The following is a 21,925-nucleotide window of genomic DNA, read 5'->3' as shown; positions in this document are numbered from 1 at the left end:
GTCGGCCCCCGGGGTGCGTTACCCTTGCGGTTCAAGTGCCTTTCCCACCCAAGGATTACCCATGGCCGAAACCATCAAGGTACGCGCCCTGCCACAAGCGCATTGCAAGGACTGCAGTCTGGCCCCGCTGTGCCTGCCCCTGTCGCTGAACAACGACGACATGGACGCCCTCGACGAGATCGTCAAGCGTGGCCGGCCACTGAAGAAAGGCGAGTTCCTGTTCCGCCAGGGTGATGCCTTCGGTTCGGTCTTCGCGGTCCGCTCCGGCGCCCTCAAGACCTTCAGCATCACCGACAACGGCGAGGAGCAGATCACCGGCTTCCACCTGCCCAGCGAGCTGGTCGGGCTCTCCGGCATGGACACCGAGACCTACCCGGTGTCGGCCCAGTCGCTGGAAACCACCTCGGTCTGCGAAATCCCCTTCGAGCGCCTCGACGAACTCGCCGATCAATTGCCGGTGTTGCGCCGCCAGTTGATGCGCGTGATGAGCCGGGAAATCCGCGACGACCAGCAGATGATGATGCTGCTGTCGAAGAAGACCGCCGACGAACGAATCGCCACCTTCCTGGTCAACCTCGCGGCGCGCTTCCGCGCCCGTGGCTTCTCCGCCCAGCAGTTCCGCCTGAGCATGTCGCGCAACGAAATCGGCAACTACCTGGGGCTGGCGGTGGAAACCGTGTCCCGGGTGTTCACCCGTTTCCAGCAGAACGGCCTGATCAGCGCCGAAGGCAAGGAAGTGCACATCCTCGACTCCATCGAGCTCTGTGCCCTCGCCGGCGGCCAGATGGAAAGCTGAACAGCGCGACTTTCCGGTCATCGAAAACGGGCTCGCCGCAAGGCGGGCCCGTTATACTTCCGGCTCCTGAAATCCAGCTGTTACCAGGTGCATAGCCAGCATGATCCTCAACCAACTCGATCTGAAATCCCTGATCCGCGCGGTGCCGGACTTCCCCAAAGCCGGCGTGATGTTTCGCGACATCACCCCGCTGTTCCAGTCGCCCCGTGCGCTGCGCTTCGTCGCCGACAGCTTCATCCAGCGCTACGTCGAGGCCGATTTCAGCCATATCGGCGCCATGGACGCGCGCGGTTTCCTGATCGGTTCGATCATCGCCTATGAGCTGAACAAGCCGCTGGTGCTGTTCCGCAAGCAGGGCAAGCTGCCCGCCGACGTGCTCGCCCAGAGCTACCAGACCGAGTACGGCGAGGCCCTGCTGGAAGTCCACGCCGACAGCCTCTGCGAAGGCGACAGCGTGCTGATCTTCGATGACCTGATCGCCACTGGCGGCACCCTGCTGGCCGCCGCGCAACTGGTGCGGCGCATGGGCGCCAAGGTCTTCGAGGCGGCCGCCATCATCGACCTGCCGGAACTCGGCGGCTCGACCAAGCTGCGCGACGCCAACATCCCCACCTACAGCCTGACCGCCTTCGCTCTCGACGAACGTTGATCGGCGCGCCGAGCCCACCCTGCGGCTCGGCATCTCCCTTCCCCTCCCCTATCCAAGGTCGGGCGCCAGGCGCCTTGGCCGGCTACGACCCGCGCATGGCCGGATATGACCTATTCGTTGCCGGACGATGCCTCCAACAATGGCCGCGAGCGATGACACCCTCCTGCGTGTCAGCACGACAGGCCCGCGCGGGGCCCTGCGCGACTGCCCGCGACAAGCGCGCCGCCGACTCCGCCAAGGGCTCCCGGACAACAACAAGGAGTTAGCCATGAATGCCCAAACCGAGCCCCTCCGCGCCAGCTTCCCCGTTCGCCGCATGGACTTCAGCTTCAGCGAAACCCCCAAGTACTGGTGGGACGGCCAACCCTTCATGACCCACTTCATGAACAACCTCTCCTCGCTCTTTCCCTACGGCGAGAAGTTCTTCGTCGACAGCGTGCGCGCGGTTCGCCAACGCATCCAAGACCCGCAGTTGCAGAAGGACGTCAGCGCCTTCATCGGCCAGGAGGCCATGCACTCCAAGGAGCACGCCGCCTACAACGAGTACGCCGATGAACACGGCATCGACCTGGAGCGCCTGGAGCTGCGCATCAAGCACCTGCTCGGCGCAGTGAGCCAGATCACCACCAAGAAGCACCAGTTGGCCATCACCTGTGCCCTGGAGCACTTCACCGCGACCATGGCCGAGCGCCTGCTGCGCCGCGAGGACCTCAGCGTGCAGATAGGCTCGGCGAAGATGTACAAGCTATGGATGTGGCACGCCATCGAAGAGAACGAGCACAAGGCGGTGGCCTATGACGTCTATCAGCAGGTCTACGGCGGCTATTTCACCCGTACCGCGGTGATGCTGCTGACTACCCTGATCTTCCTCGGCGTGATCGGCGGCTTCCAGGTCCATCTGCTGCGCCGGGATGGCCAATTGTTCAATTGGCGTAGCTGGAAGCATGGCCTGGTCACCCTGTTCGGCCTGCGTAACGGCTATTTCACCCAACTCGTGCTGCCCTGGCTGGACTACTTCCGCCCCGGTTTCCATCCGATGGACCACGACACCAAGAGCCTGGAAAAACGCTGGAAGGAGAAACTCGACTTCGCCGGCTGACGCCATCCATTTCTTCGCAATCTTCTGAAAAAAGCCAGGCATAGCCTGGCTTTTTCGTTCATCAATTAGCGCTGCGACATCCAGTCACTACACTAAGGAGTGATTTTGTTGCCTCATATGACGGCAGCACTGCACATTTTCCTACAGGTCTCTAGGTCGGAGCTTTCAATGCCCCCGGAAGTAAATTCGCCCTGGAAGATTCCCCTGGTTCGTGAGATCGCAGTCATTCTGCTGATCAAGCTGGTCCTGCTGATGGCCATCAAGGTCATTTGGTTCGACACGCCTTCCGCTTCCGCGGAACAACCGCAGCAAGTCTTCGAGCACCTGCTCGGCAGTGCCCCGACGCCCCCCAATGCCTCTCCCAAGGAGAATCCACGATGATTTCGGAAGCCGTGGTCGATTTATCGCGCCTGCAATTCGCCATGACCGCGATGTACCACTTCCTGTTCGTCCCTCTTACGCTCGGCATGACCTTCCTGCTGGCGATCATGGAGTCGGTCTACGTAATGACCGGCAAGCAGGTCTACAAGGACATGACCCAGTTCTGGGGCAAGCTGTTCGGCATCAACTTCGCGCTCGGCGTCACCACCGGGTTGACCATGGAGTTCCAGTTCGGCACCAACTGGGCCTACTACTCCCACTACGTCGGCGACATCTTCGGCGCGCCGCTGGCCATCGAAGGCCTGATGGCGTTCTTCCTCGAATCCACCTTCATCGGCCTGTTCTTCTTCGGCTGGGAGCGCCTGTCCAAGGTCCAGCACCTGGCGGTGACCTGGCTGGTGGCGCTGGGCTCGAACCTCTCGGCGCTGTGGATCCTGATCGCCAACGGCTGGATGCAGAATCCGATCGGCGCCGAGTTCAACTTCCAGACCATGCGCATGGAGCTGACTGACTTCGGCGCCCTGCTGTTCAACCCGGTGGCCCAGGTCAAGTTCGTGCACACCGTGGCGGCCGGTTACGTCACCGGCGCCGTCTTCGTCCTGGCCATCTCCAGCTTCTACCTGCTGAAGAAACGCGACCAGGGCTTCGCCCGCCGCTCCTTCGCCATCGCCTCGGCCTTCGGCATGGCCTCGATCCTCTCGGTGATCATCCTCGGTGACGAATCCGGCTATGAGATCGGCGACGTGCAGAAGACCAAGCTGGCGGCCATCGAGGCGGAATGGAACACCGAGGAGGCGCCGGCCGGTTTCACCCTGTTCGGCATTCCCGACCAGGAGCAGATGCGCACCCACTACGCGATCAAGATTCCCTACGCGCTCGGCTTGATCGCCACCCGTTCGCTGGATAAGGAAGTCACCGGTATCAAGGACCTGCTGGTGCAGCATGAGGCGCGCATCCGCAACGGCATGAAAGCCTACGCCCTGCTCGAACAACTGCGCGGCGGCGACAAGTCCGAGGCGACGCTGAATGCCTTCAACCAGGTGAAGAACGACCTGGGCTACGGCCTGCTGCTGAAGAAGTACACCGCCAAGGTGACCGATGCCAGCGATGAGCAGATTCGCCTGGCCACCCTCGACACCATTCCCGACGTGCTCACCCTGTTCTTCAGCTTCCGCATCATGGTCGCCTGTGGCTTCCTCATGCTGGCGCTGTTCGTCTGCGCCTTCTGGGCCTCGGCGCGGAAGAACGAGGAACGCAAGCGCTGGCTGCTGAAATGGGCCCTGCTCAGCCTGCCGCTGCCGTGGATCGCCGCACAGACCGGCTGGTACGTCGCCGAACACGGCCGCCAACCCTGGTCCATCGGTGAGGTGCTGCCCGTGCACCTGTCCGCTTCCAGCCTGAGTACCCATGACCTGTGGGGCTCGCTGACCGCGCTGGTCGCCTTCTACAGCCTGCTGCTGGTCGTCGAGCTGTACCTGATGATCAAGTTCGCCCGTCTCGGCCCGTCGAGCCTGCACACCGGTCGTTATCACTTCGAACAGGGCGCCGGCGCCCACGCAGCCACGGCCTGAGGAGTACCGCCATGGATTACGAAACCCTGAAACTCATCTGGTGGGTGCTGATCGGCGTACTGCTGATCGGCTTCGCCCTCACCGACGGCTTCGACATGGGCGCGATGGCGCTGCTGCCCTTCGTCGCCAGGAACGACAGCGAACGGCGCGTGGCGATCAACACCATCGCTCCGCACTGGGACGGCAACCAGGTGTGGTTCATCACCGCCGGCGGCGCGCTCTTCGCCGCCTGGCCGATGGTCTACGCCACCGCCTTCTCGGGGCTCTACTGGGCCCTGCTGCTGGTGCTCTTCGCGCTGTTCTGCCGGCCGGTCGGCTTCGACTACCGCAGCAAGCTGGAAGACCCGCGCTGGCGCAGCGTCTGGGACTGGGCCCTGTTCGTCGGCGGCGCGGTGCCGGCGCTGGTCTTCGGCGTGGCCTTCGGCAACCTGTTCGAGGGTCTGCCGTTCAGCCTCGACGAGATGATGCGACCGTCCTACCACGGCTCCTTCTTCGCCCTGCTCAACCCCTTCGCGCTGCTCGCCGGCGTGGTCAGCCTGAGCATGCTCAGCCTGCACGGCGGCGCCTGGCTGATGCTGCGCACCGACGGCGAACTGGCGCAGCGCTCGCGCAGCGCCGCGCGCCTCTGCGCCCTGGTCTACCTGGTCGCCTTCATCGGCGCCGGCGTCTGGGTCAGCGTCGGCATGCACGGCTACAGCCTGGTCTCGGCGGTGGACGGCAACGCGGTGCTCAATCCGCTGAACAAGGCAGTCGCCCTGAACAATCCGGGCTGGCTGGCCAACTACCACAGCTACCCGCTGACCATGGGCGCGCCGGTGCTGGGCATCCTCGGTGGGCTCATCGCCCTCGCCGCGGCCAGCGCCGGGCGTGCCGGGCTGGCCTTCCTCGGCAGCGCCCTGGCGATCGTCGGTACGCTCTGCACCGCCGGCTTCGCCCTGTTCCCCTTCGTCCTCCCCTCCAGCGAAAGCCTGGCCTCGAGCCTGACGGTGTGGGACGCGGTGTCCAGCCGCAAGACCCTGGGCATCATGTTCGGCGTGGCCTGCGTGTTCGTGCCGATCATCCTCGCCTACACCCTCTGGGGCTACGCACGCATGTGGGGGCGCCTGACCCACAAGCACATCGAAGCCAACCCCCACGGCCTTTACTGAGGAGCGATTCGCATGTGGTACTTCGCCTGGATACTCGGAATCCTGCTGGCCTGCAGCTTCGGCATCATCAATGCCCTGTGGCTGGAAACCACGCAGAACCTGGATAACGATGACAACAGCAATGCCTGAGCGCAGCGCCTGGGGCACCGCCAGCCGTATCCTCTCGCTGCTGCTGGCGGCGCCCCTGGCGCTGATCCTGTTGATCCACCCCGCGCTGATGCTCGACGCCCAGGGCCGCTACAGCCATGGCCTGCTGATGCTGGTGATGCTCGGGGTCAGCGCCGGCTTCGTCCACGGCGTCGGCTTCGACCCACGCGGCCGGCTCTGGGCCATCCTCTTCGGCCCGCTGTGCGGCTGGCCGTTGATGCTGCTGGGCTATGGACTGCTGGCGATGGCGCGGATCGCCTGAACCCCGCCCACCTCACCCGTAGGCGGGATCGAGCGCGCAGCGGGATACCCATTCGGCACTCGCCGACAGCATAGGAATCGCTGCGCTCGTCCCATCCTACGAATGCATCCACCCACACGTAGGATGGGTTGAGCGCGCAGCGCGATACCCATGCCGCGCCCACCGACAGCATGGGAATCGCTTCGCTCGTCCCATCCTACGAATGCATCCACCCACACGTAGGATGGGTTGAGCGCGCAGCTCGATACCCATGCCGCGCCCACCGACAGCATGGGAATCGCTGCGCTCGTCCCATCCTACGAAAGCATCCACCCACCCCCGTAGGATGGGTTGAGCGCGCAGCGCGATACCCATGCCGCGCTCGGTCGGCGTTGCCGCAGCGCCTACGCCTGTTTCTCCAATCCCAACGCCTGCACCACGGCCGCTCCGCTGAACAGCAGGAGGATCTGCCGCTCGGCGAGCGCGCAGACCTGGTCCCGTCGCTCGGGCGGTAACGCCAGGTAATCCAGCGATAGCTGGAACAACTGCCGGCTGATCAACCACGATAGCTGGCGGACCTCGGCTTCCGGCACGGCCGGCAGCAGGTGGAAGGCCACGATGTCGTCGGCCATGTCGGCGCCGAAATCGTCCATGACCCGTCCCAGCGCCTCGCGCAGCACCGGCGAGGGTCCGTGCAGTTCGCGCACGCCGATGATGAAGGCTTCCGGGTGCCCGGCGACGAAGTCGAAGAACAGCCCGACCGTCTCTGCGCAGACCCGCCGGCCACGCTCGAAGTCAATGCCGAAAGGGGCTGCGGCAGCGGCGGCGCGCGGCGGCACGCGAGCGGCGGCTTCGCGGCGCAGGTCGCGCAGCGGCTGGCGCAATTGCGTGGCGATGTCGCGGATGATCGCCAGGCCGAGGTCATCGACGTCGCTGAAGTGACGGTAAAAGGTGTTCGGGTTCAACCCGGCTTCCCGCGCCAACTCACGCAAGCCCAGGCTGCTCAGGCTACGCCGGCTCGACGCCAGACGCAGCGCCGCATCGATCAGCAGGCGCTTGCCCGGTGCCTCGACCTGGCGAGGTGTTACCGCTTCCCGTTCGTCACTCATCCTTGCCTGCTCCGCCCGACCGAAGGTTGGTTGCCCGCGAGTATACAGCTGTCTACATTGCAATCACGTAGACACTTGTATACGCCTGAAAATAACCATAACAGGAGCTAGGCAATGGGTAAGCACACTCAGACCGCCCCGAGCAGGCACTGCAGGGTCGCCATCATCGGCACCGGGTTTTCCGGGCTCGGCATGGCCATCCGCCTGAGCCAGCAAGGCGAAGAGGACTTCCTGCTGTTCGAGAAGGATGCCGGCGTCGGCGGCACCTGGCGCGTCAACAACTATCCCGGCTGCGCCTGCGACGTGCAGTCCCATGTCTACTCCTTCTCCTTCGAGCCGAACCCGGAATGGACGCGCATGTTCGCTCGCCAACCGGAAATCCGCGCCTATCTGGAGCACTGCTGGCAGAAATACCAGTTGCAGGACCGCACCCTGCTGAACACCGAGGTGCGCCGCATGGCCTGGGACGACGAGCAGCAGCTGTGGCACCTGCACGATGCCCAGGGCAACCACTACACCGCCCAGGCCGTGGTGTCCGGCATGGGCGCGCTGTCGATCCCGTCGATTCCGGCGCTCGACGGCCTGGAAACCTTCGCGGGCAAGTGCTTCCACTCGCAGAACTGGGACCACGACTACGACCTCGCCGGCAAGCGCGTGGCGGTGATCGGCACCGGCGCCTCGGCGATCCAGTTCGTCCCCGAGATCCAGCCGCAGGTGGCCAGGCTCGACCTCTACCAGCGCACCGCGCCGTGGATCCTGCCCAAGCCCGACCGCGCCATCAGCGACAAGGAACGCGCGCGCTTCAAGCACTTCCCGCTGGCGCAGAAACTCTGGCGCGGCGCCCTCTACAGCCTGCTCGAAGGCCGCGTGCTCGGATTCACCTTCGCGCCCTGGGCGATGAAACTGGTGGGCAAGCTGGCGCTGCGCTACATCCACCAGCAGATTGCCGACCCGGAACTGCGGCGCAAGGTCACCCCGGACTACACCATTGGTTGCAAGCGGGTGCTGATGTCACCGAACTACTACCCCGCCCTCGCCGCGCCCAACGCCGAGGTGATCACCGTGGGCATCCGCGAGGTGCGCGCGCACAGCATCGTCACCGCCGACGGCCAGGAACGCGAGGTGGATGCGATCATCTTCGGCACCGGCTTCACCGCCAACGATCCGATCCCCCGCGGCTGCGTGTTCGGCCGCAACGGCGTCGACCTGCTGGATACCTGGCCAGAAGGCCCGGAAGCCTACAAAGGCACGGTCACCCAAGGCTTCCCCAACCTGTTCTTCCTGATGGGGCCGAACACCGGCCTGGGCCACAACTCCATGGTCTACATGATCGAATCGCAGATCGCCTATGTGCTCGACGCGCTCAGGTTCATGCGGCGCCGCGAACTGCTCAGCCTCGACGTCAAGCCGGAGGCGCAGGCGCGCTGGAACGCCAGATTGCAGCGCGGCCTCAGCCACAGCGTGTGGAACGTCGGCGGCTGCAAGAGCTGGTACCTGCACCCGCTGAGCGGGCGCAACTGCACCCTGTGGCCGGGCTTCACCTGGCGCTTCCGCCTGCTCACCCGACACTTCGATCCGGCCGCCTATCATTTGCAGGCACGCCCGTTCGCCGAACCGGCCGCCACTCCGTCCGCCCGCGCCGAGGAGGTTCCGGCATGAAATCCTTCGAGAACAAAGTCGCCGCCATCACCGGCGCCGGTTCCGGCATCGGCCGCGCCCTGGCGCAGGAACTGGCCGTCCGCGGTTGCCACCTGGCGCTGGCCGACGTCAATGCCGACGGCCTGGAGGAAACCCGCGAGGCCCTGGCCGCCTACGGCGTGCGCATCTCCACCGAGGTGGTCGACGTCGCCGACCGCGAGCAGGTGCATGCCTGGGCCGCGAGGACGGTGCAGGCGCACGGCAAGGTCAACCTGATCTTCAACAACGCCGGGGTCGCCCACGCCGGCACCGTGGAGGACAGTGACTACGACGAGTACGAGTGGATCACCAACATCAACTTCTGGGGCGTGGTCTATGGCACCAAGGCCTTCCTGCCGCACCTCAAGGCCTCCGGCGACGGGCATGTGATCAACGTCTCCAGCGTCTTCGGGCTGTTCTCGCAGCCGGGCATGAGCGCCTACAACGCCACCAAGTTCGCCGTGCGCGGCTTCACCGAGTCGCTGCGCCAGGAGCTGGACATGGCGCGCAGCGGCGTGTCGGCCAGTTGCGTGCACCCCGGCGGCATCAAGACCAACATCGCCAAGACCGCGCGCATGAATGACAGCATGGTCAAGGTCACCGGACAGAGCGCCAGCGCCGCGCGCCAGCAGTTCAACGATCAGTTGCTGCGCACCACCCCGGAAAAGGCCGCCCAAGTGATCCTGCGCGGCGTCGAGCGTGACAGCCGGCGCATCCTCATCGGCCCCGACGCGCATGCCATCGACCTCATGCTGCGGCTGCTGCCAGTCATGTACCAGCGCCTGGTCACCGCCAGCATGCGCCTGGCGGTGCGCTTGGCACCCAGGCCGAAGAAAGGCTCCGAGGGCTATGAAGCGGAGTAAGCAGCCCGCACGAGAAAAAGCCCGCTTGGATGAGCGGGCTTTTTTCGTGCCGATGGGGCGCCGCGGCTGGCTTTATCGGGCGAGAACGGTCAGGGACTACAAGCCCATCTGCTTGGCGATGATCTCGTTCATGATCTCCCGCGTACCGCCGCCGATGGAGAGGATGCGGTTGTCGCGGTACAGGCGCTCGACCAGGCTTTCGCGCATGTAGCCCATGCCGCCGAGCAGTTGCACGGCGTCGTAGACCACGCGGTCGGCGACGTCGGTGGCGAAGTTCTTGGCCATGGAGATTTCCTTGATCACGCTCTTGCCCGCCGCCATCTTCGCCGCCTGGCGATAGGTGAACTCGCGGGACACCTCGACCTGGGTGGCCATCTCCGCCAGGCGGTGCTTGAGCACCTGGAACTTGCCGATCGGCTTGCCGAAGGCTTCGCGCTCGGCGCTCCATTTCAGCGCCTCCTCCAGGGCCAGTTGGGCGGTCATGTTGGCCATGGTCGCCAGGGCCAGGCGCTCGCTCTGGAAGTTGGCCATGATGCAGGCGAAGCCCATGTTCTCCATGCCGATCAGGTTTTCCAGCGGCACCCGGCAGTCGTCGAAGAACAGTTCGGCGGTGTCCGAGGCCCACCAGCCCATCTTCTTCAACTGGCGACCGACGCTGAAGCCCGGCGTGCCCTTCTCCACCAGCAGCAGGCTGACGCCGCCGAAGCCGTCGCCGCCGGTACGCACCGCCACCGTGTAGTAGTCGGCACGCACGCCGCTGGTGATGAAGGTCTTGCTGCCGCTCACGCGGTAATACTCGCCGTCGCGCACCGCACGGGTCTTCAGGCTGGCCACGTCGGAGCCGCCGGAGGGCTCGGTGACCGCCAGGGCGATGATCTTTTCGCCGGCCAGCACCTGCGGCACGATGCGCTCGCGCAAGGCCGGGCGGCCCCACTTGAGCAGCGGCGGCAGGCCGATATCCAGGGAACCGAGGCCGGCCACCAGGCCGCCGGAGCCGCTGCGCATCAGTTCTTCGCTGGCGGCCAGCTTGGCGAACAGGTCGCCCTCGTGGCTGCCGCCATAGGCTTCCGGGTAGCCGATGCCGAGGATGCCGGCCTCGCCCGCCTTGCGATACAGCTCGCGGGGAAAGGCTTCGGCCTCTTCCCACTCGGCGATGTACGGGAGGATTTCACGCTCGACGAAGCGGCGCACCGCGTCACGGACCAGGCGATGGCTATCGTCGAAGTATTCGGTGAAGGCGGACATGGCAAGGCTCCAGGCGGGATGCCCGAAGAACTTACCTAGCGCTTGCTTGGTTTACAAGGCCCGGCTTGCGCCATCGGCAATGCCATATCTGCCGCGAGTGGCGGATTGCCCGCCGCTGCGAGCGCTCAGAGGGCGATCGGTCGGCGGCCGGCCAGCGCATGGGCCAGGGTGCCGCCATCGACCAGTTCCAGCTCGCCGCCCAGCGGCACGCCATGGGCGATGCGCGACAGGGTCAGGCCGGCGCCGGCCAGCAGTTGGGCGATGTAGTGGGCGGTGGCCTCGCCTTCCACTGTGGGGTTGGTGGCCAGGATGATCTCGCTGAAATGGCCGGCCTTGATCCGCGCCTCCAGCTCGGGAATGCCGATGGCCTCCGGGCCCAGCCCATCCAGCGGCGACAGGTGCCCCTTGAGCACGAAGTAGCGGCCACGGTAGCCGGTCTGCTCCACCGCGAACACGTCCAGCGGCCCTTCCACCACACAGAGCACGGAATCGTCGCGGCGCGGGTCGGCGCATTGCGGGCAGAGTTCCTCTTCGCTCAGGGTGCGGCACTGCGAGCAATGGCCGACCCCCTCCATCGCCTGGGTCAATGCCTGGGCCAGACGCAGACCACCGCTACGGTCGCGTTCGAGCAGTTGCAGCGCCATGCGCTGGGCGCTCTTCTGCCCCACGCCGGGGAGAATGCGCAGGGCATCGATCAGTTGACGGATCAGCGGGCTGAAGCTCATGGAAGCACTCGATCAGGGGAGAGGTAACGCAACGGGCCGCTCGGGCCCAAACCGGGCGAGGCGCCGGCGGATGAGGGTGCCACGTCCGCCGGCGACGCCGCCATGCGCAGGGCATGGCGGCACGGGCGCAATCAGAAGGGCATCTTGAAGCCGGGCGGCAGCTGCATACCGGCGGTCATGCCGGACATCTTTTCCTGGCTGTTCTGCTCGATCTTGCGCACGGCGTCATTCACCGCGGCGGCGATCAGGTCTTCGAGGATTTCCTTGTCTTCCTGCATCAGGCTGTCGTCCAGGCTGACACGCTTGACGTCGTGCCGGCCGGTCATCACCACGCTGACCAGGCCAGCGCCGGACTGGCCGGTGACTTCCGCGTTGGCCAGCTCTTCCTGCATCTTCTGCATCTTTTCCTGCATCTGCTGGGCCTGCTTCATCAGGCCGGCCATGCCACCTTTCATCATCTCAATCACCTCGATCGTTCAGGGTTGGGCGTAAGCGCTCAGGCGTTGCCTTCAGGCTTTCGCCGCCAGGGGTTCGATGGTTCCGGCGCGGATCACCGCGGCGAACTGTTGTTGCATCTGCAGCACATAAGGGTCGGCAGCGATGGACGCCTCCGCCGAGCGCTGGCGCTCGGCGCGCTTGCGCGCGGCGGCCTGGGCTGGGGTTTCCTGCTCGGGCTTGCACAAGGTCACTTCGAGCTTGAGCGAGCGGCCGTGGTACTGGTTCAAGGCCTCGTTCAGCCGGCGCTGCTGGGTGGCGTTGTACAACGCGCTCTGCGCCGGGTCCAGGTGCAGGTGCCAGACATCCTCCTCGACCGAGACCAGGGTGCAGTTGGCGGCGATGCTCGCGGTGAGGCCGCCGAGGCCCAGGCGTGGGTAGAGGTCAAGCCATTCGGCGGCCAGACCGGTGGCCGGCATGGCCGCCGGCAGCGGTTCGGCTTCAGCGGCGGCCGCGGGCTCGGCGCCGGCGTCCAGGTAGCTGAACGAATCCATGTCGACTTCATAGTAGTCGTCGGCCGGCGGCGGCTCATCGTCGCGCTCGTCGTCCTCCTCCGCCGCCACGGGTACGGCCTGGGCTGCAACCGGCGGTTGCGGTTCGGCGGCCGGCTTAACGACCGGCTCGATGACCGGCTCCGCCGGCGGAGCGGGCTGCACGGCCGCAGGCTGGAGCGCCGCGGCGGCAGGCGCCGGCGGCTCTTCCCAGGGCAGGTCGACGGCCGCCGCGACCGGCTCGGCCACGGGCTCGACCACGGCGGCGGGCGCTGGTGCGTCCACCACCGGCGCGGGCGCGCTGCTCGGCGTCACCACAGGCGCCGACGCCTCGACAGGCGTGGGCTCGGCGACGGCCGGCGCCAGCACGGCCGGCACCGTCGACACCACCGGCACACTGGCCGCGACGACGGCAGCCGGCGCCACCACGGCGGCGCCGGCCACTGGGAGATGGGAGGAATCAGTCGTGGCCGCGCTGATCCCCGAGTCCTTTAGTGGCGATCTCGGCGGCGCGCCGCCCGCGTCGGCGGGACGGAACGCCAGCATGCGCAGCAGGACCATCTCGAAACCGCTGCGCGGGTCCGGCGCCAGCGGCAGGTCGCGGCGGCCGATCAGGCCCATCTGGTAGTAGAACTGCACGTCCTCGCCCGGCAGCGCCTGGGCCAGGGCCAAGACCTTGTCGCGGTCGCCCTGGCCATTGTCGATGGCGTCCGGGAGAACCTGGGCGATGGCCACCCGGTGCAGCACATTGAGTATCTCGGCGAGCACGCCGTTCCAGTCCGGGCCTTGCTCGGCGAGATGGCGCACGGCCTCCAGCAGCGCCCGCGCGTCGCCGTCGAGCAGCGCATGCAGCACCCCGTAGACCTGGCCATGGTCGAGGCTGCCGAGCATGGCGCGCACGTCGGCGGCGAGCACCTTGCCTTCACCGAAGGCGATGGCCTGGTCGGTCAGGCTCATGGCATCGCGCATGGAGCCGTCGGCGGCGCGCCCGAGCAGCCACAGGGCGTCTTCCTCGAAGGGCACGTTCTCGGCGCCGAGAACGTGGGTCAGGTGCTCGACCACGCGCTCCGGCGGCATGTTCTTCAGGGAGAACTGCAGGCAGCGCGAGAGGATGGTCACCGGCAGCTTCTGCGGGTCGGTGGTGGCGAGCAGGAACTTGACGTGCGGCGGCGGCTCTTCCAGCGTCTTCAACAGGGCGTTGAAGCTGTGGGTGGAGAGCATGTGCACTTCGTCGATCAGGTAAACCTTGTAGCGGCCGCGGCTCGGCGAGTACTGCACGTTGTCGAGCAGTTCGCGGGTGTCCTCGACCTTGGTGCGGCTGGCGGCGTCCACTTCGATCAGGTCGACGAAGCGGCCCTCGTCGATCTCCCGGCACACCGAACACTGGCCGCAGGGCGTGGAGCTGACGCCGGTCTCGCAGTTCAGGCACTTGGCGAGGATGCGTGCGATGGTGGTCTTGCCGACGCCGCGGGTCCCGGTGAACAGGTAGGCGTGGTGCAGACGCTGATTGTCCAGGGCGTTGATCAGGGCCTTGAGGACATGGGTCTGGCCGACCATCTCGCGGAACGAACGCGGTCGCCATTTACGGGCAAGAACCTGATAACTCATTGAAATCCATCGCAGCGATTAGGCGGAAGTGGGCTAATGCTAGCGAAGCGGACCACAAATTGCACTCGGTGTGGACGGAGTCGCCTTCATCTACCCTGACAGGGTTGGCAATCACCCGGTCGAGCAGGCATTGTGCCTGCGTCAAGCCGTCCCCGGAGCCTGAATGCGCGCACTCCTCGTCCTCCTGCTGCTGGTCACCGCCCTGGCGGATGCCGAACCGCGGCCGCTGCGCTTTTCGGTGATCGAAGGCTGGGCCATGCCGCTGGCGCGCATCGAAGAAGGTCGTCTGACCGGCGGCATCCTCTTCGAGCTGTTCAATGCCACCGCGCAGCAGGTCGGTATGCGCCCGGACTTCCGCCTGATGCCGCGCGCGCGCATCGAGCAGGCCCAGTCGAGCCACAGCATCGACGTGCGCTGCTACATCAGTCCGACCTGGCTGGAGCACGATGTCCGCGGCTACCGCTGGAGCCTGCCGCTGTTCTCCCAACGCGATCTCCTGGTGGCCCGCAACGGCTCGCTGGCGGGGCTGCAGAACCTGAACCGGGAGAGCATCGGCACGGTGCTCGGCTACCAGTACCCGCCCCTGCAGGCGCTGTTCGCCAGCGGCCGCATCCAGCGGGACGATGCGCGCAACCAGGAGCTGGTGCTGAAGAAGCTGGAGATCGGCCGCTACCGCTACGCGCTGAGCAGCGAAGTCGCCCTCGCCTGGTTCAACCGCAACCAGCCGGCGAGCCAGCGCCTGCACGTGCTGGAGCAGGTCGATCAGACCGACCTCGGCTGCATGGTGCTGGACGATCCGCAGGTGCCGACCCAGGCGATTCTCGACGCCCTGAGCGCCCTCAAGCGCTCCGGCGAGGTCGAGCGCATCCTCGCCCATTACCGCTGAGGCGCGGCTCAGGCCAGCGGCGCCTGGACGACCTCGATGCGCGCGCGTCCTTGGCGAATCCAGTCGGCATAGCGTGCCGGCAGATGCCCCTGGACCGCGCCGTCGGCGACCCTCGCCGGGTACGCGCAGACCGCCACCTCCCCCGCCTCGTCCTGGCGGTACAGCGTCCAGCGCACCGGCGTGCCTTCCGCCAGGGCGCTGGGCAGGCTGAAGTACGGCGAGCCCTCGGCATAGCCGACATGGAAGTCGTCCGGCATCGGCCCGCCGGGGAAACCGCCGGCATCGAGGAAGCCGAACATCGAGTCATGCTGCAGCAGGCTGCGCCGCGCATAGGGCCAGACGTACTGGCGCAGGAAGTACTGGTCGGCGAAGTGCCGCGAGGCCAGCGGCGCCTGGAAGAAACGCCGCATCAGCTCGCCCAGCGCCGGCAGCGCGCCGCCCACCGCGCCCCACAGGCCGGCCAGCAGCAGTTCGGTGTGGGTGCCGTTGTCGCGCATGGCGTGGAAGTGCTTGTCGCTGTCCAGCCATTGCTGCACCGCCTCGACCTCGCGCGCGGAAATCACCGAGTCGGCGTCGCGGAACAGGATGCGCTGGGCCTGGCCATCGTCGAGGGCGAGGAAGCGCCACATCGGCCCCGGCCACTGGCGCACCGCCGGGTCGACCCGCACGACCTGCCCGCCGTTGTCCAGCAGGCGCCGGACGATGACCTCCGGCACGCTGTCGTCGATATAGAAGCGGCAGACCCAGTGCGGATAGAGGCGCGGCTGTTCCAGCACGTTGAGCACCGCCGTCTCGCAATACTTGGGGCTGCCACCGAACAACGAGAAGGCGATGACGTTGCGCTCGCGCGTCGCCGCGCTGGGCGGCGGCGGCAAGGGCGGCAAGTCATGGGCGATGGGCGGCTCGACGCTGAACTGGCGGTCGCGCAGGTTCAAGGCATGCAGCCCGTAGCGGCGCACCTGGTCCCACTGGCGCAGCGCGCAATGCGCATGGGACAAGCCGTCGAACAGCGCCAGGCTGTTGCCGCCACAGGCCAGGGCGCGCTGGGCGTAGTCGATGGCCTGGGTCCAGCGCTCCAGCTTGATGCAGTTGACCGCCGCGTCCGTCCAGGCCATCGCCAGTTGCGGGTAGCGGCTGGTGGTCTGCAGGCAGATCTGCAGCGCCTCCTCGTGGCGGCCCTGGGCATAGAGCGCGTTGGCGCGCTTGCCGGCGGCTTCCACCAGCAATTGCTCCTTGGGCTTGCGCGTGTTCAGGCCGTGCTTCGCCATGCCAGTCCCCCTCAACGCTCGCGCAGCGCTTCGCGGGCGCGGTTCAACGGCTTGGTCAGGTAGTCCCAGATGCTCTTCTGGCCAGTGTGGATGTCGACGGTGGCGACCATCCCCGGGAAAATCGGGAAGGTCTTGCCGTCCTTGTTCTTCAGCGAGTCGGTCTCGGTGCGCACGAATACCCGGTAGTAGTACTGGTCGCGGCGCACATCGTCCTGGATGGTGTCCGGGGAAATGTTGACCACCTGGCCCTTCAAGCCGCCATAGATCGAGTAATCGTAGGCGCTGACCTTCACCGTGGCCGGCAGGCCGGGGTGCAGGAAGGCCACGTCGCGCGGCGAGATGCGCGCCTCGACCAGCAACTTGTCCTCCACCGGGACGATGATCATGAAGCGGCCGTTGGGCGGAATCACCCCGCCGACGGTGTTCACTTCGATGTCCTTGACGATGCCGCGCACCGGCGAGGTGACGGTCAGGCGCGACAGCGAGTCGGCGCGACCGCGGGTGACCGACTGCTGCGCCTCGACCTCGCCGTTGGCCCTGGACAGGTCTTCGCGGGCCTTCACGTAATACTGGTTGCGGGTGTCGGTGGCCTTGAGTTCCAACTCGTTGGCCTGGCGCTGCAGGCGCAGCACTTCGACGTTGCTCGCCGCGCCGATCTCGGCCAGGCGCGACGTCATCTGCAGCTCCTTGTTGACCAGCGCCAGGGCATCGTTGATGCCTTTGAGGGTCTTCTGCAGGCCGTCGCGCCGCGAGTTGTAGAGCGCGGTCTCGGACTTCACCAGGTCGGCGTCCTCGTACACTTCCGGCGGGAACTTCAGTTCTCCGCCATCCACCTCGGCGCGCAGGCGCGCGGCCATGGCCAGTGCCGCGCGCGCCCGCGAGGAACTCTCGCCGACCGCGGATTCGGTCTTGGTGCGGTCGAGCTGGGCGAGCACCTGGCCGGCGCTGACCAGGTCGCCTTCCTTGACCTTGAGTTCGGTGAGGATGCCGCCTTCCAGCGACTGGATCACCTGCTCGCGCGAGCTGGGGATGACCTTGCCGGTGCCGGTGGACACTTCATCGAGCTTGAACATGTAAGCCCAGGTGAAGAGCACCAGCATGCCGCCCAGCACGCCCCAGATCAGCCGCGACGACTGCGGCGTGCGCTTGGCCGCGGTGAAATAGTCCGGCTTGCGCGACGGCGCCAGGGGCGCCGCGACGGCCAGGGCCTTGGACATTTGTTTCGTTTCAACCTGCATGATGACTCCTGACGTGGGGCTGCCCCACGTCTTTCACGTATTCCATCCACCGGCGCCGGGCCGGCTCCGAGACTCAGGCGATGACCGGAATGCCGTCATCCGGCACGGCTTTCTTCTGCACGGGCGCAGGCTGAGGAGCGGGCTGAGGCGCGGGCTGGTTGGAGAGTTTGGCCAGGACCGCCTGCTTGCTGTCGTCGAGGACGATGCGGCCGTTGTCGACGACGATGATCCGGTCGACCCAGCGCAGCACCGCCGGACGGTGGGTCGCGACCACCAGGGTGCGCTCCTTCAGCCAGGGCGTGAGGCTCTGGATCAGGTGCTGTTCGCCGACCTCGTCGAGCCAGGCGGTCGGCTCGTCGAGCAGCAGCACGCGCGGCTCGCGGATCAGCGTGCGGGCCAGCAGCAGCGCCTGGCGCTGGCCGCCGGACAGCCCGCGGCCGCCTTCGAGGATCATGTGGTCCAGCCCCTCGGGCTGCGTCTGCACCATGGCCAGCGCGCCGCTGAGCTTGAGCGCGTTGAGCAGGTCGTCGTCGCTGGCATTGGGCCGGCCCATGGTCAGGTTGTCGCGCAGGGTGCCGAAGAACAGGTTGGCCTGCTGACTGAGGAAGGCCACGTCGCGGCGCACGTCATAGGGATCGATCAGCGACAGCTTCAGCGAGTCGAGCATCAGCGTGCCTTCCTGCGGCGTGTACATGCCGCCCAGCAGTTGCAGCAGGCTGGACTTGCCGGCGCCGTTGCGGCCGAGGATGGCGACCTTCTCGCCGGCGGCGATGTTCAGCTTGGCCACCTCGATGGCCGAGCGCTTGTCTTCCTGGCGGTAGCGGAAACGCACGCCTTCCAGGCTGTAGTCGCCGTGGATCACCGGACGGTGCAGCAGCTTGCTGCCCTCGGCGGTTTCCACCGGGCGCTTCATCAGCTCATCGAGACCTTCGCGGGCCACCTTGGCCTGCTGCCAGCGCGCCATCACCCCGGAAATCTGCGCCAGCGGCGCGATCATCCGCGACGACAGGATGGACATGCCGATCAGCGCGCCAGTGGTCATGTCGCCCTTCATCACCGCGAAGCAGCCGACCAGGATCACCACCGCATAGACCAGCGTCTGCACTTCCTGGGTCCAGGTCATCAGCGCGCCGGAAATGAAGCGCTGGCGCATGCTGACCGCGGCGGACACTTCGTTGAGGTGGTTCCACTGGTTCTGGAAGCGCTGCTCGGCGCGCAATTGCTTGATGTCCTCGATGCCCTGCACCGCCTCCACCAGGATGGCGTTGCGGATCGAGGATTCGCGCATGCCTTCCTTGGACAGCTTGGCCAGTTTCCCCTGCGCCAGCAGGCCGGGAATGATCAGCATCGGCAGCACCGCCAGCGGCACCAGCGCCATGCTCCCGCCGATCGACCAGAGCACGATGAGGAAAAGGAAGAAGAACGGCAGGTCGGCCAGCGCGGTCAGGGTGGTCGAGGTGATCAGCTCGCGCACCTGCTCCATCTCGCGCAACTGCGAAATGAACGAACCGGTGGACTTCGACATGGCCTCGTTGCGCAGGCGCAGGGCATGGCCGAAGACGCGGTCGGAAATGCGCAGGTCGGCGCGCTTGCCGATCTTGTCCGACAGGTGCGTGCGGGTCAGGCGCATGCCGAATTCAAGGGCCACCGCCAGCATCACGCCGCCGAACAGTACCCACAGGGTCGGCTCGGATTGCGCCGGCACCACGCGGTCGTAGACCTGCATGGAGAAGATCATCGAAGCCAGCGCGAGCACGTTGGCGACCAGCGAGGCGAGCATGATGTCGCCGTAGCGGCGCCAGTCCTGCAGGACGATCTTCCAGAACCAGTTGGCCTCGTAGGGCTTGATGTAATCGTCGACGCGCACGTCCGGCACCGACACTTCCGGCCGCAGGCAGAAGACGCGCTGCACGCGCTCCGCCACCTCGGCCATCGGCAGCGCCTGCAACACGCCCTGCTCGCCGCTCAGGCGCACGCCGACCTGGCCCTTGCCGCCGGCGCTCTCGATGACGCCGACCTGGCCGCCGGAGAACTCCGCCAGCACCGGCAGGCGCCAGGGGTCGAGCACGCCCTGGGTGAGCGGCTCGCTGCGCAGCGACATGCCCATGTCGTCGGCCATCAGCCGAAGCTGCTCGTCCAGGTCCTGGGTGCGCTGCCATTCCAGGTCGACGCGCACGCGCTCCTCGGAGACGTCCAGGCGGTAGTGCCTGGCCACCACCAGCATCGCTTCCAGCCAGGGGCCGTAGGCGGAATCGGCAGTGTTCGCTTGCGCGCGCCCGGCCGCTTGCTCTTGAGCGCTCGCGACGGCCTTTTCTTGCGCGGTCGAGAGCGGATTCTCTGGAGAGGTCATAGGAAGTCGCCCTTGAGTTGGAAGACGTCGTGCATGTGCCCGGTCGTGCTGATGAAGGCCACCTGGGCGGCCCACAGATCGTGCTGGGCGTTCACCGAATCGCTCTGCGCCTGGAAGATTTCCTGTTCGGCGTTGAGCAGATCGAGCAAGGTACGGGTGCCCAGCGAGAGGTACTGCTCGCGGTAGAGCTTCTGGGTCTCGACGATGCTCTTCTTGCGCTCGGCGAGGACGCGCAGGCGATCGCCCAGGCCGCCCATCTGCTCCTGCAGCCCGATCCACTCGTCGCGGGATTCGAGTTTCTTGGTCTGGATGCGCTCTTCCGCCGCCAGTACCGCCTGCTCCGCCCCGCGCACCCGCGCCGAGGGCGCGCCGCCGGAGTAGAGGTCATGCTTGATGCCGACGGTCAGGGTGTAGACGCGGTCGCCGGCCATGTCGCCGGCATTGCCGAGGTACTTGTTGACACCGCCTTCGGCGACGAAGGTCGGCAGCGTATTGGACTTGGCCAGCGCGCGTTGCGCCTCGGCTTCCTGCAACTGGGACTCGGCCAGGCGCACGGCCACCGGCTGCTCGGGGTTCGGCTCGATCATCGCGGCGGCCTGGCGCAGGCGCTCTTCCGGCACGCTGACGCCGCCCTCGGGCAGCTCCTGGCCGATCATGGTGCGCAACTTGGATTGTTGCTGGCGCAACTGGGTCTCGATGGCCAGCAACGACGCCTGGGCACTCTCCACGCGCGACTGCGCCTGGACCAGGTCGGCCTGGGTGCTGGCGCCTTCGGCGGCACGCTGGCGCGCCAGATCCTGCAGACGCTTGACGCCCTCCAACTGGGCCTTGGCCACGTCGCGCAGGGAGCGGAAACGCTCGACCTCGATCGCCGCCAGGGCCGACTGCCGGGCGACCTGGTCGACCTCAGCCATCACCTGGAATTGCTGGGTGCGCACGCCGGACTCGGCGCCCTTGACCTGGTTGCGCACCTTGCCGAAATCGTAGAGCGTCTGCGACGCGGTCAGCGAGAGGTTCTGGCCGCTGCCGTAGACGCCCTGCTTGCCGGTATTGATGCCGGTCTGGATGGTCGGCAGGTAACCGGCCTTGGCCACGTTCACCGCTTCGCGCTGCTGGTCGAGCACCGCCGCGGCATCGCGGATCGACGGGTAGGTATCCACCGCCAGACTCACCGCGTTCCACAGGTCCAGCGACGGTTTCGCCTCGGCTGGGCTGTCAGCCTGCTCCGCCCATTGCCGGGTCAGGTGATCGACCGACAGGTCCAGCGACTTGCTCGCCGCCGCGGGCTTGCGCGGCGGCGGCGCCAGGCTGCCGGCGGCCTTGTCGAGCGGCTTGGCGCTGGCGCTCGGGGCAACGACAGCGGGCGCCACGGGCGCCGTCTGGGTGACGGCCGGTGCAGAGACAGAGACTGCCTTGGGTGCCGCCTGGGCGACGGCAGGTGCAGGGACGGCGGCGGGTGCGGCGAGCGCCGCGGGCTTGCCCGCCGGTTGCGCTGCCGATGCCGCCAGTGCCTGACGCACCGCCATGGCCGCGGGGGCGATCGAAAGATTCGGCGCAGTGCTGGACTCGACCCACTCGCACTCTGGATTGCACGCCAGGTGTTTGCCTGCCTTGGCAGACGCTTCCGGTGCCTGTTCGGCGATAACGAAGGGGGAGACCGCCAGCAAGGCCAATGCACCCCAATGCAACTTTCTGAAATACATCTGAACCACCCTGGAAATCGGAGCCGCAATGCTACAAATCGGCCCCACGGGGTTCTTTAGGAAGAATCTTAAATGCCTCCTCGTTTTTTCTGCTCACTCCGCCCGCGCCCAGCCGCGACGCTGGAAATATCCGCCCTGACGTCATCACTAATAACGTAAGAATTTTCTTATTCAGCAAACGTCGCTGGCGTCGGTTCTGTCAGTTGCCAATGCAACCAGGCAGCAACTCGAATCA

The 21,925-nt window shown here is 66.4% G+C and carries 20 protein-coding genes; 11 read left to right on the top strand and 9 right to left on the bottom strand.

Features of this window, described 5'->3' with window-relative positions; all coding sequences use genetic code 11:
• Positions 1 to 61 precede the first annotated feature (61 nt).
• The 8 genes from fnr to BLQ74_RS09310 all read left to right on the top strand — a co-directional run bounded on the left by fnr (position 62) and on the right by BLQ74_RS09310 (position 6,053).
• The gene (gene fnr / locus BLQ74_RS09345; protein WP_090262279.1) at positions 62 to 796 is read left to right on the top strand and encodes a fumarate/nitrate reduction transcriptional regulator Fnr; all 735 of its coding nucleotides are present in this window, start codon (positions 62 to 64) and stop codon (positions 794 to 796) included.
• Between the two features lie 100 nt (positions 797 to 896).
• Positions 897 to 1,445 carry an adenine phosphoribosyltransferase gene (locus tag BLQ74_RS09340; RefSeq protein ID WP_090262278.1) on the top strand — a complete coding sequence of 183 codons (549 nt, stop codon included), beginning with the start codon at positions 897 to 899 and terminating at the stop codon, positions 1,443 to 1,445.
• A 268-nt stretch (positions 1,446 to 1,713) separates the two neighbouring features.
• Positions 1,714 to 2,544 (top strand): metal-dependent hydrolase, encoded by an 831-nt coding sequence (locus BLQ74_RS09335; protein ID WP_090262277.1) that lies wholly within the window; start codon positions 1,714 to 1,716, stop codon positions 2,542 to 2,544.
• Between the two features lie 168 nt (positions 2,545 to 2,712).
• Positions 2,713 to 2,925, top strand: coding sequence for a cytochrome oxidase putative small subunit CydP (cydP, locus tag BLQ74_RS09330; protein ID WP_090262276.1), 213 nt, complete (start codon positions 2,713 to 2,715; stop codon positions 2,923 to 2,925).
• Positions 2,922 to 4,496 carry a cytochrome ubiquinol oxidase subunit I gene (locus BLQ74_RS09325; protein WP_090262275.1) on the top strand — a complete coding sequence of 525 codons (1,575 nt, stop codon included), beginning with the start codon at positions 2,922 to 2,924 and terminating at the stop codon, positions 4,494 to 4,496. The genes cydP and BLQ74_RS09325 overlap by 4 nt, the downstream gene beginning before the upstream one ends.
• Before the next feature lie 11 nt (positions 4,497 to 4,507).
• Positions 4,508 to 5,644, top strand: coding sequence for a cytochrome d ubiquinol oxidase subunit II (gene cydB / locus BLQ74_RS09320; RefSeq protein ID WP_090262274.1), 1,137 nt, complete (start codon positions 4,508 to 4,510; stop codon positions 5,642 to 5,644).
• Between the two features lie 12 nt (positions 5,645 to 5,656).
• On the top strand, positions 5,657 to 5,773 hold the full coding sequence (gene cydX / locus BLQ74_RS09315) for a cytochrome bd-I oxidase subunit CydX (protein WP_090262273.1): 117 nt from the start codon (positions 5,657 to 5,659) through the stop codon (positions 5,771 to 5,773).
• Positions 5,766 to 6,053: a cyd operon YbgE family protein gene (locus BLQ74_RS09310; RefSeq protein ID WP_090262272.1), complete on the top strand. Its 288-nt coding sequence runs from the start codon at positions 5,766 to 5,768 to the stop codon at positions 6,051 to 6,053. Before cydX ends, BLQ74_RS09310 begins: the two co-directional genes overlap by 8 nt.
• Before the next feature lie 383 nt (positions 6,054 to 6,436).
• Here the strand turns inward: BLQ74_RS09310 and BLQ74_RS09305 are convergent, their stop codons facing one another.
• A complete protein-coding gene (locus BLQ74_RS09305; protein ID WP_090262271.1) occupies positions 6,437 to 7,141 on the bottom strand; it encodes a TetR family transcriptional regulator in 705 nt (234 codons plus the stop codon).
• A 114-nt stretch (positions 7,142 to 7,255) separates the two neighbouring features.
• Between BLQ74_RS09305 and BLQ74_RS09300 the strand changes: the two genes are divergently transcribed.
• Positions 7,256 to 8,800: a flavin-containing monooxygenase gene (locus tag BLQ74_RS09300; RefSeq protein ID WP_090262270.1), complete on the top strand. Its 1,545-nt coding sequence runs from the start codon at positions 7,256 to 7,258 to the stop codon at positions 8,798 to 8,800.
• Positions 8,797 to 9,681 (top strand): SDR family NAD(P)-dependent oxidoreductase, encoded by an 885-nt coding sequence (locus BLQ74_RS09295; protein ID WP_090262269.1) that lies wholly within the window; start codon positions 8,797 to 8,799, stop codon positions 9,679 to 9,681. Before BLQ74_RS09300 ends, BLQ74_RS09295 begins: the two co-directional genes overlap by 4 nt.
• Positions 9,682 to 9,777: 96 nt before the next feature.
• On the opposite strand, the gene BLQ74_RS09290 is transcribed toward BLQ74_RS09295, so the two are convergent.
• The 4 genes from BLQ74_RS09290 to dnaX form a co-directional block, all read right to left on the bottom strand.
• Positions 9,778 to 10,926 carry an acyl-CoA dehydrogenase family protein gene (locus BLQ74_RS09290; RefSeq protein WP_090262268.1) on the bottom strand — a complete coding sequence of 383 codons (1,149 nt, stop codon included), beginning with the start codon at positions 10,924 to 10,926 and terminating at the stop codon, positions 9,778 to 9,780.
• A 125-nt stretch (positions 10,927 to 11,051) separates the two neighbouring features.
• Positions 11,052 to 11,651: a recombination mediator RecR gene (recR, locus tag BLQ74_RS09285; protein WP_090262267.1), complete on the bottom strand. Its 600-nt coding sequence runs from the start codon at positions 11,649 to 11,651 to the stop codon at positions 11,052 to 11,054.
• A 131-nt stretch (positions 11,652 to 11,782) separates the two neighbouring features.
• Entirely contained in the window at positions 11,783 to 12,109 is a 327-nt protein-coding gene (locus BLQ74_RS09280) for a YbaB/EbfC family nucleoid-associated protein (protein ID WP_016491885.1), read from the bottom strand.
• A gap of 51 nt (positions 12,110 to 12,160) precedes the next feature.
• The gene (gene dnaX, locus BLQ74_RS09275; RefSeq protein WP_090262266.1) at positions 12,161 to 14,245 is read right to left on the bottom strand and encodes a DNA polymerase III subunit gamma/tau; all 2,085 of its coding nucleotides are present in this window, start codon (positions 14,243 to 14,245) and stop codon (positions 12,161 to 12,163) included.
• Positions 14,246 to 14,408: 163 nt separating this feature from the next.
• Here dnaX and BLQ74_RS09270 point away from each other — a divergent pair, with 163 nt between their 5' ends.
• Complete coding sequence (locus BLQ74_RS09270) at positions 14,409 to 15,131, top strand: substrate-binding periplasmic protein (RefSeq protein WP_090262265.1); 723 nt, start codon at positions 14,409 to 14,411, stop codon at positions 15,129 to 15,131.
• Between the two features lie 8 nt (positions 15,132 to 15,139).
• Here BLQ74_RS09270 and BLQ74_RS09265 read toward each other — a convergent pair whose 3' ends face one another.
• The 4 genes from BLQ74_RS09265 to BLQ74_RS09250 form a co-directional block, all read right to left on the bottom strand.
• Positions 15,140 to 16,399, bottom strand: coding sequence for a tetratricopeptide repeat protein (locus BLQ74_RS09265; protein WP_090262264.1), 1,260 nt, complete (start codon positions 16,397 to 16,399; stop codon positions 15,140 to 15,142).
• An 11-nt stretch (positions 16,400 to 16,410) separates the two neighbouring features.
• Positions 16,411 to 17,616 (bottom strand): HlyD family type I secretion periplasmic adaptor subunit, encoded by a 1,206-nt coding sequence (locus BLQ74_RS09260; RefSeq protein WP_090262434.1) that lies wholly within the window; start codon positions 17,614 to 17,616, stop codon positions 16,411 to 16,413.
• 94 nt (positions 17,617 to 17,710) lie between these two features.
• Complete coding sequence (locus tag BLQ74_RS09255) at positions 17,711 to 19,987, bottom strand: type I secretion system permease/ATPase (RefSeq protein ID WP_090262263.1); 2,277 nt, start codon at positions 19,985 to 19,987, stop codon at positions 17,711 to 17,713.
• On the bottom strand, positions 19,984 to 21,690 hold the full coding sequence (locus tag BLQ74_RS09250) for a TolC family protein (protein ID WP_244507165.1): 1,707 nt from the start codon (positions 21,688 to 21,690) through the stop codon (positions 19,984 to 19,986). The genes BLQ74_RS09255 and BLQ74_RS09250 overlap by 4 nt, the downstream gene beginning before the upstream one ends.
• Positions 21,691 to 21,925 lie beyond the last annotated feature (235 nt).

The organism is Pseudomonas panipatensis (assembly GCF_900099785.1).
Classification (GTDB): domain Bacteria; phylum Pseudomonadota; class Gammaproteobacteria; order Pseudomonadales; family Pseudomonadaceae; genus Pseudomonas; species Pseudomonas panipatensis.
The sequence above is the reverse complement of the archived record's forward strand: the minus strand, read 5'-3'. Positions and strand labels throughout refer to the sequence as shown.

Coding starts and splice junctions, on each gene's coding strand:
- fnr (WP_090262279.1), top strand. CDS start 62: ATGGCCGAAACCATCAAGGTACGCGCCCTGCCACAAGCGCATTGCAAG.
- BLQ74_RS09340 (WP_090262278.1), top strand. CDS start 897: ATGATCCTCAACCAACTCGATCTGAAATCCCTGATCCGCGCGGTGCCG.
- BLQ74_RS09335 (WP_090262277.1), top strand. CDS start 1,714: ATGAATGCCCAAACCGAGCCCCTCCGCGCCAGCTTCCCCGTTCGCCGC.
- cydP (WP_090262276.1), top strand. CDS start 2,713: ATGCCCCCGGAAGTAAATTCGCCCTGGAAGATTCCCCTGGTTCGTGAG.
- BLQ74_RS09325 (WP_090262275.1), top strand. CDS start 2,922: ATGATTTCGGAAGCCGTGGTCGATTTATCGCGCCTGCAATTCGCCATG.
- cydB (WP_090262274.1), top strand. CDS start 4,508: ATGGATTACGAAACCCTGAAACTCATCTGGTGGGTGCTGATCGGCGTA.
- cydX (WP_090262273.1), top strand. CDS start 5,657: ATGTGGTACTTCGCCTGGATACTCGGAATCCTGCTGGCCTGCAGCTTC.
- BLQ74_RS09310 (WP_090262272.1), top strand. CDS start 5,766: ATGCCTGAGCGCAGCGCCTGGGGCACCGCCAGCCGTATCCTCTCGCTG.
- BLQ74_RS09305 (WP_090262271.1), bottom strand. CDS start 7,141: ATGAGTGACGAACGGGAAGCGGTAACACCTCGCCAGGTCGAGGCACCG.
- BLQ74_RS09300 (WP_090262270.1), top strand. CDS start 7,256: ATGGGTAAGCACACTCAGACCGCCCCGAGCAGGCACTGCAGGGTCGCC.
- BLQ74_RS09295 (WP_090262269.1), top strand. CDS start 8,797: ATGAAATCCTTCGAGAACAAAGTCGCCGCCATCACCGGCGCCGGTTCC.
- BLQ74_RS09290 (WP_090262268.1), bottom strand. CDS start 10,926: ATGTCCGCCTTCACCGAATACTTCGACGATAGCCATCGCCTGGTCCGT.
- recR (WP_090262267.1), bottom strand. CDS start 11,651: ATGAGCTTCAGCCCGCTGATCCGTCAACTGATCGATGCCCTGCGCATT.
- BLQ74_RS09280 (WP_016491885.1), bottom strand. CDS start 12,109: ATGATGAAAGGTGGCATGGCCGGCCTGATGAAGCAGGCCCAGCAGATG.
- dnaX (WP_090262266.1), bottom strand. CDS start 14,245: ATGAGTTATCAGGTTCTTGCCCGTAAATGGCGACCGCGTTCGTTCCGC.
- BLQ74_RS09270 (WP_090262265.1), top strand. CDS start 14,409: ATGCGCGCACTCCTCGTCCTCCTGCTGCTGGTCACCGCCCTGGCGGAT.
- BLQ74_RS09265 (WP_090262264.1), bottom strand. CDS start 16,399: ATGGCGAAGCACGGCCTGAACACGCGCAAGCCCAAGGAGCAATTGCTG.
- BLQ74_RS09260 (WP_090262434.1), bottom strand. CDS start 17,616: ATGTCCAAGGCCCTGGCCGTCGCGGCGCCCCTGGCGCCGTCGCGCAAG.
- BLQ74_RS09255 (WP_090262263.1), bottom strand. CDS start 19,987: ATGACCTCTCCAGAGAATCCGCTCTCGACCGCGCAAGAAAAGGCCGTC.
- BLQ74_RS09250 (WP_244507165.1), bottom strand. CDS start 21,690: ATGTATTTCAGAAAGTTGCATTGGGGTGCATTGGCCTTGCTGGCGGTC.